Annotated in this window: 8 protein-coding genes and 2 pseudogenes; 3 read left to right on the top strand and 7 right to left on the bottom strand. The window is 37.6% G+C overall.

Features of this window, described 5'->3' with window-relative positions:
- Positions 1-510: pseudogene (locus tag Q0L68_RS12765) on the bottom strand (sugar phosphate isomerase/epimerase); the annotation flags it as partial.
- Between the two features lie 88 nt (positions 511-598).
- On the opposite strand from Q0L68_RS12765, the gene Q0L68_RS12760 reads away from it, so the two are divergent.
- The 3 genes from Q0L68_RS12760 (at position 599) to Q0L68_RS12750 (ending at position 2,761) form a co-directional block, all read left to right on the top strand.
- A complete protein-coding gene (locus tag Q0L68_RS12760; protein ID WP_296703737.1) occupies positions 599-1,642 on the top strand; it encodes a twin-arginine translocation signal domain-containing protein in 1,044 nt (347 codons plus the stop codon).
- Positions 1,643-1,674: 32 nt separating this feature from the next.
- On the top strand, positions 1,675-2,055 hold the full coding sequence (locus Q0L68_RS12755; protein WP_296703735.1) for a VOC family protein: 381 nt from the start codon (positions 1,675-1,677) through the stop codon (positions 2,053-2,055).
- Positions 2,056-2,140: 85 nt separating this feature from the next.
- Positions 2,141-2,761 carry an alpha-ketoglutarate-dependent dioxygenase AlkB gene (locus tag Q0L68_RS12750; RefSeq protein WP_296703734.1) on the top strand — a complete coding sequence of 207 codons (621 nt, stop codon included), beginning with the start codon at positions 2,141-2,143 and terminating at the stop codon, positions 2,759-2,761.
- On the opposite strand, the gene Q0L68_RS12745 is transcribed toward Q0L68_RS12750, so the two are convergent.
- The 6 genes and pseudogenes from Q0L68_RS12745 to Q0L68_RS12720 all read right to left on the bottom strand — a co-directional run.
- Positions 2,758-3,318, bottom strand: coding sequence for an LUD domain-containing protein (locus tag Q0L68_RS12745; RefSeq protein ID WP_296703731.1), 561 nt, complete (start codon positions 3,316-3,318; stop codon positions 2,758-2,760). The genes Q0L68_RS12750 and Q0L68_RS12745 overlap by 4 nt on opposite strands.
- Positions 3,315-4,673, bottom strand: a complete 1,359-nt coding sequence (locus Q0L68_RS12740) for a lactate utilization protein B (RefSeq protein ID WP_296703729.1) — start codon at positions 4,671-4,673, stop codon at positions 3,315-3,317. Before Q0L68_RS12740 ends, Q0L68_RS12745 begins: the two co-directional genes overlap by 4 nt.
- Positions 4,670-5,413 (bottom strand): (Fe-S)-binding protein, encoded by a 744-nt coding sequence (locus Q0L68_RS12735; protein ID WP_296703727.1) that lies wholly within the window; start codon positions 5,411-5,413, stop codon positions 4,670-4,672. Before Q0L68_RS12735 ends, Q0L68_RS12740 begins: the two co-directional genes overlap by 4 nt.
- An 80-nt stretch (positions 5,414-5,493) precedes the next feature.
- Entirely contained in the window at positions 5,494-6,834 is a 1,341-nt protein-coding gene (locus tag Q0L68_RS12730) for an FGGY family carbohydrate kinase (protein WP_296703724.1), read from the bottom strand.
- Positions 6,835-6,866: 32 nt separating this feature from the next.
- A complete protein-coding gene (locus tag Q0L68_RS12725; protein ID WP_296703722.1) occupies positions 6,867-7,901 on the bottom strand; it encodes a GntR family transcriptional regulator in 1,035 nt (344 codons plus the stop codon).
- A 39-nt stretch (positions 7,902-7,940) separates the two neighbouring features.
- Positions 7,941-8,152 (bottom strand): annotated as a pseudogene (locus tag Q0L68_RS12720) (bifunctional rhamnulose-1-phosphate aldolase/short-chain dehydrogenase); the annotation flags it as partial.

Here is an 8,152-nt window from a genome sequence, read left to right as displayed (position 1 = left end):
CATATAATCCATTATCACACCTTTCCCTTCTGGATTTGGAGCAAATTCATAGCCATGAGGATGATATAAAAACACAAGTCCTTCTTTTTTTAATTCTTTTCCGGTTTGATTAAATAATGCCGTTGCTACTTTTATCTCTTCCAAAGTGATAGGTCCATCAGGATGAGGAATCCAATAGCAAGTCACGTATTTTGCACCAAATCTTTTGGCTTCTTGTATAATGGGGATCAGGGATTGAGTCAGTTGATTATATTCTGCTCCCACGCCAACAAATTTTAAATTATTTTCTTCCAGTAATTTCTCATATTCTATATCAGTCATTCCATAATTTCCTCCTCCTTCCAGATTTGTGATTCCCCATTCTGAAATAAGTTCATGGTATTTAACAGGATTTTCCTTCATTTCATTTCGAAGGGAATAAAGTTGTAGGGCTATTTCTTGGGAAAACAGGGGGAAGATTGGAAGTATTCCAAAAATCACGAATAAGAAAAGGTAAAACTGCTTTTTCATCTGGGTTTAATGTTTTGTTTCTCGTAAATTACAAAGATTGTTTGGCTTTTTAAGCCAAATATTTTCATTACATCAATAACCTGAAACTATGAAAACAAGTCGCAGAGACTTTGTCAAACAAACCTCCCTCGCAGGATTAGCCATGAGTATAGCACCATCATTTTCTTTCGGATTTAATACAGATGAAATTATCGGGCACGGTGATTTCCAATATAAGGTAGATGCAAAATGGGGGATGCTTGATCCCCAGAAAGTGCCAGTTGCAAACTGTCACGAAATGGTCATGGATCGTAAAGGTCGAATGATCATGCTGACAGATGAGGCTAAAAATAATGTGATCATCTATGATCAATCTGGAAAGCTCCTGAAAACATGGACTTTAGGATTGGATAGAGCGCATGGACTTACCTTGAGTGATGAAGGAGATGCTGAGTATCTTTGGATTTGCGATAATGGAGGAAGGGTCTTAAAAACTACTCTTGATGGGGTGGTGGTCAGTGAAATACTTGCGCCGGTGAAGGAGGAGATTTATACTGAAAAAATGGCTTGGGTACCTACCGAAACGACTATTGGACCAAATGGAGATTTATATATCGCAGATGGCTATGGTTCCCAGTATTTTCTGCAGTATGATAAAGATGGAATTTTCAAAAGAAAATTCGGAGGCCCAGGTTCCGGTGATGCTCAATTTAGCACTGCACATGGCATTACCGTAGACCAAAGGGGAGGGAAAACTCCAACTTTACTTTGTACCTCTAGAGGCCATAATTCCTTTAAAAGATTTAGCCTTGATGGTGAGTATATAGAAACGATTTTTTTGCCAGGAGCATTTGTTTGCCGGCCAGTGATCCATGGAGATAATTTATATGCAGGTGTTTGTTGGTCTAGATTAAGATATTTAGAGCAGACTCCTGATTCTGGATTTGTTACAATCCTAGATAAAGATAATACCGTGGTCTCCAATCCAGGAGGTACAGCACCTGAATACAGGGATGGAGTTTTACAACTCATGGTTCAATCCCAGCCCATATTTAAACATTGTCATGATGTGTGCCTTGATCAGGATGAGAATATTTATGTCTGCCAATGGAATGCTGGAAAAACCTATCCAATCAAATTGACAAGAGTTTAAAAAATTGATTAGTTAACATAACCTTGAATGCTATGAAAAGAGTAACTGTAGGATGGTTTGAGATCCCTGTTTCAGATATGGATCGGGCCATCACTTTTTATGAAAAAGTATTTGATTGCAGACTAAATAAGCAGGTTATGGGTGATTTTCAAATGGCCTGGTTTCCTGGTGATCATTCTGGACAAGGGGCCGAAGGCAGCTTGGTTTTTCATAAGGATTTTTATGCAACCAGTAAACATGCGGGAGCTTTGATTTACTTTTCATCAGAAGATTGTGAGGTGGAATTAAAAAGAGTAAAAGAAGCAGGAGGTACTGTACAAATTCCAAAAAGAATGATTGCTCCTGATATAGGATATATGGGAGTTTTTCTGGACTCTGAGGGCAATCGAATTGCCGTTCATTCAAAAAAATAATAAAACATACCTCTAAAATTATTGCTTTTAGGGGTATTATTTTGCCCAAATCTGATTATGAAAATCGACCTTAATATTTTTGTTAATGGGATTGTTTGATTTAGAATATGATCCAGAAATAAATCTCTTGCCGAAAGATGGAGAGGTTAATTATTTTGGAAAATTGCTGAACCAAACGGAAGCAGATCATTATTTCTCTATTTTGATGAATCACATTGAATGGAGAAATGATGAGGCTACCATTTTTGGAAAAAGGATTATCACAAAAAGGAAAGTTGCTAGGTATGCAGAATGTGCCTTTGAATACACCTATTCCAATAATACAAAAACAGCATTGCCTTGGACAAAAGAGTTGATTGAGTTGAAATCAAAAGTTGAAAAAAGAAGTGGTGAGACTTTTAATTCCTGCCTATTGAACTTATATCATCATGGCAATGAAGGGATGGCTTGGCACAGTGATGGTGAAAAGGATTTAAAAAAGAATGGCGCTATTGGGTCTTTGAGTTTAGGAGCAGAACGGAAATTTGCTTTTAAACATAAAGAGTCAAAGGAAAAGGTGGAAATGATTTTGGAGCATGGAAGCCTTATGATAATGAAAGGTGAAACTCAAAGCCATTGGTTGCATCGATTACCACCCACTAAATTAATAAATCATCCTAGGATTAATCTGACCTTCCGGACTATTGTTGAAAATCGTTTTATTTAAACCAATACTACTCTGAGACTTTTTGCACCATGTGCCCCAATGACCAATGACTGTTCAATATCGGCTGTTTTTGAAGGCCCGGCTATAAATATTCCAAAGCCAGAAAATTGAGAACCAATCTTAGTATAGGCCTCATGCATGTTTCCGAGGATTTTTGATTTTTCCAAAATAATAACCAAATGCTGGGTGATAAATGGAACCGCTCTGAGCCCGAGGTTTTCATCCTCCAGCCAGATTGCAGCATTTTCCGCAACCCCAAATTGACCGTCTATAATGGCTAGATCTAAATCATTCAGATCTTTTGGATTCTCAGGAAGCGTAAATGTTTTTAGGTCTTCAATCAATTTAGAACCGGAATACACTTTTGGATAAGCTCCTGAGTTTACTAAATCCTGTAATTCCATTTTTGAAATCAAAGTACTTTTATTGAGCTTGACAGAATTGACAAAGGTTTCCAATAAATCCTCTGGAGTTTCAAAATTCGGGATTTCAGGCAAAGGTTTTTCTTCTTGTGCCAGGTTTTTGATTTTGGATAGTATCAGGTTTTTGCTACTCATGGTCTATTTTTTTGATACCATTCTTTAAAGGATTCTTTTGGAACTTCTGGTACTGTTCTGCCTTTTCCCCAAACATTAAGTGGATTGTAAATAATGCTATTTGGCAATGTCTTTAAAGTTGCCCGAAGAACTTTTCCTGAAACCTTATATGCCAAAGGGCTTTTAAAAATGCCATTCGCTAATTTCATGGACATGCCTTTTGCGGACCAGCCTTGAGCTTTCGTAATTTCTTGGCGCCATTCGTAGAGTTGCTCGTGAATATTGATTTTTACCGGGCAAACATCAGAACAGCTTCCGCAAAGGGTGGAGGCAAAAGGAAGAGTGCTATATTTTTTTACGTCAATTCCGGGAGATAGAATTGAACCAATTGGTCCTGGTACTGTACTTCCATAACTATATCCCCCACTTCTTCTATAGATCGGGCAAGTATTCATGCATGCTCCGCATCGGATACATTTTAGGGAGTTTTTAAATTTTTCCCTACCTAGTTGCTTTGTTCTCCCATTGTCTACTAAAATCAAATGAATTTCCTTACCAGGAGCAGGACTTCTGAAATGAGAATTGTAATTCGTAATAGATTGTCCTGTAGCAGATCTAGCCAAAAGCCTTAAGAAAATCCCCAAGTCCTCTCTTCTAGGAATGATCTTCTCTATGCCCATACAGGCAATATGCACATCGGCCAAATGAACCCCCATATCTGCATTTCCTTCATTAGTACAGACTACGAATTCACCTGTTTCAGGAATTGCGAAATTAACACCTGTTATTGCCACTTTAGCTTTCATGAATTTATCCCTGAGGTGAATTCTCGCAGCGTTTGTCAAATAGGTGGGGTCTTCATTTCCTTTTTCTGTTTGCAATTTCTCATGAAAAATTTCTGAGATATCACCTTTCTTTAGATGAATTGCGGGAAGTACAATATGACTTGGTGGTTGATTTAAAAACTGAACGATTCGCTCTCCAAGATCTGTGTCAACTACTTCTACCCCATGCTTTTCTAAAAATGGGTTGAGGTGACATTCCTCGGTAAGGATGGATTTACTTTTGACAATTGCTTTGCATTTTTTTTCTTCCAAAATGCTCAAAACAATTTTGTTATGTTCCTCGGCATCCTTAGCCCAGTGGACTTTAATTCCATTTTCGGTAGCTTTCTTTTCCAGCTCCTCCAGATAATAATCAAGTTTGGTCAGTACGTGATCTTTAATACCGGATGCAAGTTTTCGGAGTTCTTCCCATTCTGGAATGCCTTTACTGGAAATATCTCTTTTTTCACGGACAAACCATAGGGTTTCATCATGCCAATGGGCCCTTTTTTCGTCTTTCAGGAAATTTGCGGCTTGACTAGGATGGCTCATGAGATAGCTTGATTTAAGATTTCTGCCAGATGCATAAATTTGACAGATTTGTGATTTCTTTCAGCGATTCCTTGCAAATGCATCAAACAAGATGTGTCTCCACCACAAATGATTTCCACTTGGTGATCCAAGTGATCCGCTAATCGGTCTTTCCCCATTTGGATAGAGAGAGCTTCTTCTGAAACAGCGAATGTCCCTCCAAATCCACAGCATTCATCCTTTCTGGAAAGTTCGACCAATTCCAAATCCTTTATCCCAGCAAATAAATCTTTTGCTTTGCTAAAGGGAGCTTCATTTAATTCAGATGAGGAGCTTAACCTTAATCCTCTTTGTCCGTGACAGGAGGAATGGAATCCTATTTTGTGCGGGAATGAACCTTTAACGGTTCCAACTTTTAGAATATCTGTCAGGAATTCGCTGAGTTCATAAATCTTGGATTGAACTTCCTTTTGGAATTGTTCCAAATCATCAATTTTTGGTTGATGTTCTTTAATATGTAAAACACAACTTCCTGATGGAGCCACAATAAAATCATAAGCCTTAAAAGTTTCAATGAACTGACGGGTAGTGCCTTCGGTATCTCTTTCAAAGCCTGAGTTTGCCATGGGTTGTCCACAACAGGTTTGATCTAAAGGATAGCTAACTTTGCAGCCCAACTTTTCAAGCAACTCTAACGTTGCTTGAGCCACATGTGGGTAAAACTGGTCAATGTAGCAAGGGATAAAGAGAGCAACTTCCATGTATTTTAATGTTTTAGTAATAAAACAGGTATTAGGGGCTTGTGTTTTTGATTTTTCAGTGTTCCGCTAATCAGTAGGATCTAAATTGCGGGAGGTTTGAAACCTGGTTGGGTCAATAAAGCTGCTCCTAGTGCTGTTCCAAGGGCAAAATCACTGGTGAGGATTTCAAGGTCAGGTAATTTTTTTCTTAACATTCCAACAAAGATTTCATTCGCATTAAAGCCTCCGTCAATAAACATTCTTGAGACAGTTGAATCTGCCCAAACTAGCCGAAGTGCTGCAATTTGAAGCTCTGTAAGTTCATGCAGAAAACTGTAATAAGCATCCTCAAAATCCTCAAAATCTTCAAATTCCATTTTTTCAGCTTGAGTAAGACCATAGGTTTCAGGCTTCAAATAATGAAACCTCACTCTTTTAGGTTTTGATATTACTTTATTAAAACGATCTTCTTCGAATGCTAATTTCTTATAAGTACCTAATGGTTTTTTAAAGAACTCATACATTTTATCTACCTGATATTTATGCTCTTCACCAATAAACAAACGACTTATTTTAATAGGATCTCCTGTGATCCCAATAAACTGAAGGCAATCTTTTAATAATTCGGATTCTGTAAGAGGACTTTTATTAAATGGATTAATACTGATCGCCCAGGTGCCGGTAGATAAGAGCATAAATGGTTCCTTTTCTCTTTTCAAATATGGAAGCAAGGCTGAAGAAGAATCATGAACTCCAATCCCAGCTGGAATTTTCCCGAATTCAGGTAAAGTCTTGAAAACGGAGGAACTAGCCATGGCTGGTAAAAGCAAGTCTAATACATCATTTTCTTTTAACCATTTGTGGTATTCTTGTTTTTGAAAATCCCAAAGTCCGGTGTGACAGCCGATGCTTGTGAAATCAGAGACAAACTTGCCGGTAAATATGGAGCTTAAGTATTGGGGTAAATGAAAGGAGTGTTTGATTTTTTTGAACTGTTCTGGCTTTTCATTTTTAAGAAAATAAAGCTGTAAGCCTGAGTTGAGCATGGCCAATGGCGGAGAAGCAGTAGTCGTGCAAAACTCCATTTTTCCTCCTTGTTCCTTATAGAATCGATTCAGTAATTCTTCCGGAAAAGGTTTTAAATAATCATATAAAGGAGTGACAGGATGGCCATTTTCGTCAGTATGAACCAAAGTTGCTCCATAGCTTGTGAAATTGATTCTTTTAATATCAAACTCCTTCATATGACGAGCTTTATTGAAGGTTTCAATCATCCAGGATTTTAACTCATCAATTGGTTCCGATTGAAACCCATCCTCGTCTTTTCCGGGTTCAAGCCTATGATAGGTTTGATAAACAACCTCTAAATCCTCATCAAAAAGAAAGAATTTTTTATTGGTTTTACCAATGTCGAAAATAGCTGTTACTGGAGTTTTGCTCATGAAAATTCAAGAACCATTTATAATTATTAGAATCAGAGTGACTTTCTTACGATTAGTCTAAAGGGGTTTTTAATGGGGATTTTATCTTCATTTCCTAAAATTTGATTTGCAATTGATTTTCCCATTTGAATAAAATCAGTGGAAATGGTAGAAATCCCTTTATCCAAAATTTCTTTTAGTGGGGTTTCGTTATAAGAAATCAGTCCAACATCTTCTCCAAGAGTCAATGCTTGTTCTCTGGACTTCTTGATGATATTCACAAGATCGGATTCTGCTATTACAAGCAATAGATCTCCTTTGTAAAGTGGTTCATCATCTATACCATCAACGATCATATTTTCAAAATCATGGAAGAAGCAAAATCGCTTGAATCCATCGATGATTTCCACCGGATACATATCTCCCTTTGGAAAAACCAAGATCATTCTTCTATACTTTCTTAGATGAGTAAGACCTGATTCCAGAGCTGCAAAAATATCTTTTGCAAAATCCTGATAGATTCCGGGGAATTCATTTTCATGTCCCTTTACAGCTCGGTCCATGATCAGAATTTTATCATTTGGAATTTTTTTAAGTAAATCACACCCACATACCGGATGAGTTTCTTTATCGAAGAAATGAGGTGCAATTACATAATAGTTGTACTTTCCAACACTTTGATTTATCAGATCCTCTAAAATATTCACATTGTAATGATGGATTTGAATATCAACTGTAGCACCATCCCCCAGTGTCTCAATAATTGAATAGTAGATTATCTTCTTGTAAGAACTGAGTTTGTTGAATAATAGAAGAACTTTTAGCTTATTTTCTACATTCGTTGAACTTACATAAAAGCCTTTTCCCCTCACCGAAGTAATGATTCCCCGATCTTTAAGCTCATTGTAAGCTTTCTCTACCGTATCTCTGGATAGCAGAAAATCAAAACTTGTTTCATTAATGGAGGGAATTCGATCCCCGATGTTGAGATTTCCTTTTTCAATTTCATCGAGGATCAAATTCACTACTTGCAAATATTTAGGGGTCCTTGAATCCGTGAGGATTCTTTCCGATTTGTCGACAAGCATAGTATTCTGGGTTATGTTGGGTATGGGTACTCATTTTTACTATCTCGGGAAAGCGGCAGCTAAACCACCGTCCACGTTGATCATATTTCCTGTTGTTTTATTAAGCATTCCTGACACGAAAGCGAAAGCGGCCTCAGCGATATCGGAAGTTTTGACGGCTTCCTTGAGCAAAGTCCGGTTGGCATAATAAGCCGGAAGATCTTTGACTTCGATTCCATAAGCCTTGGCTCTGTTTTCAGCCCATCCACCTT

The organism is Algoriphagus sp. (assembly GCF_024642405.1).
Classification (GTDB): domain Bacteria; phylum Bacteroidota; class Bacteroidia; order Cytophagales; family Cyclobacteriaceae; genus Algoriphagus.
This window is presented reverse-complemented; position numbering and strand designations above follow the sequence as displayed.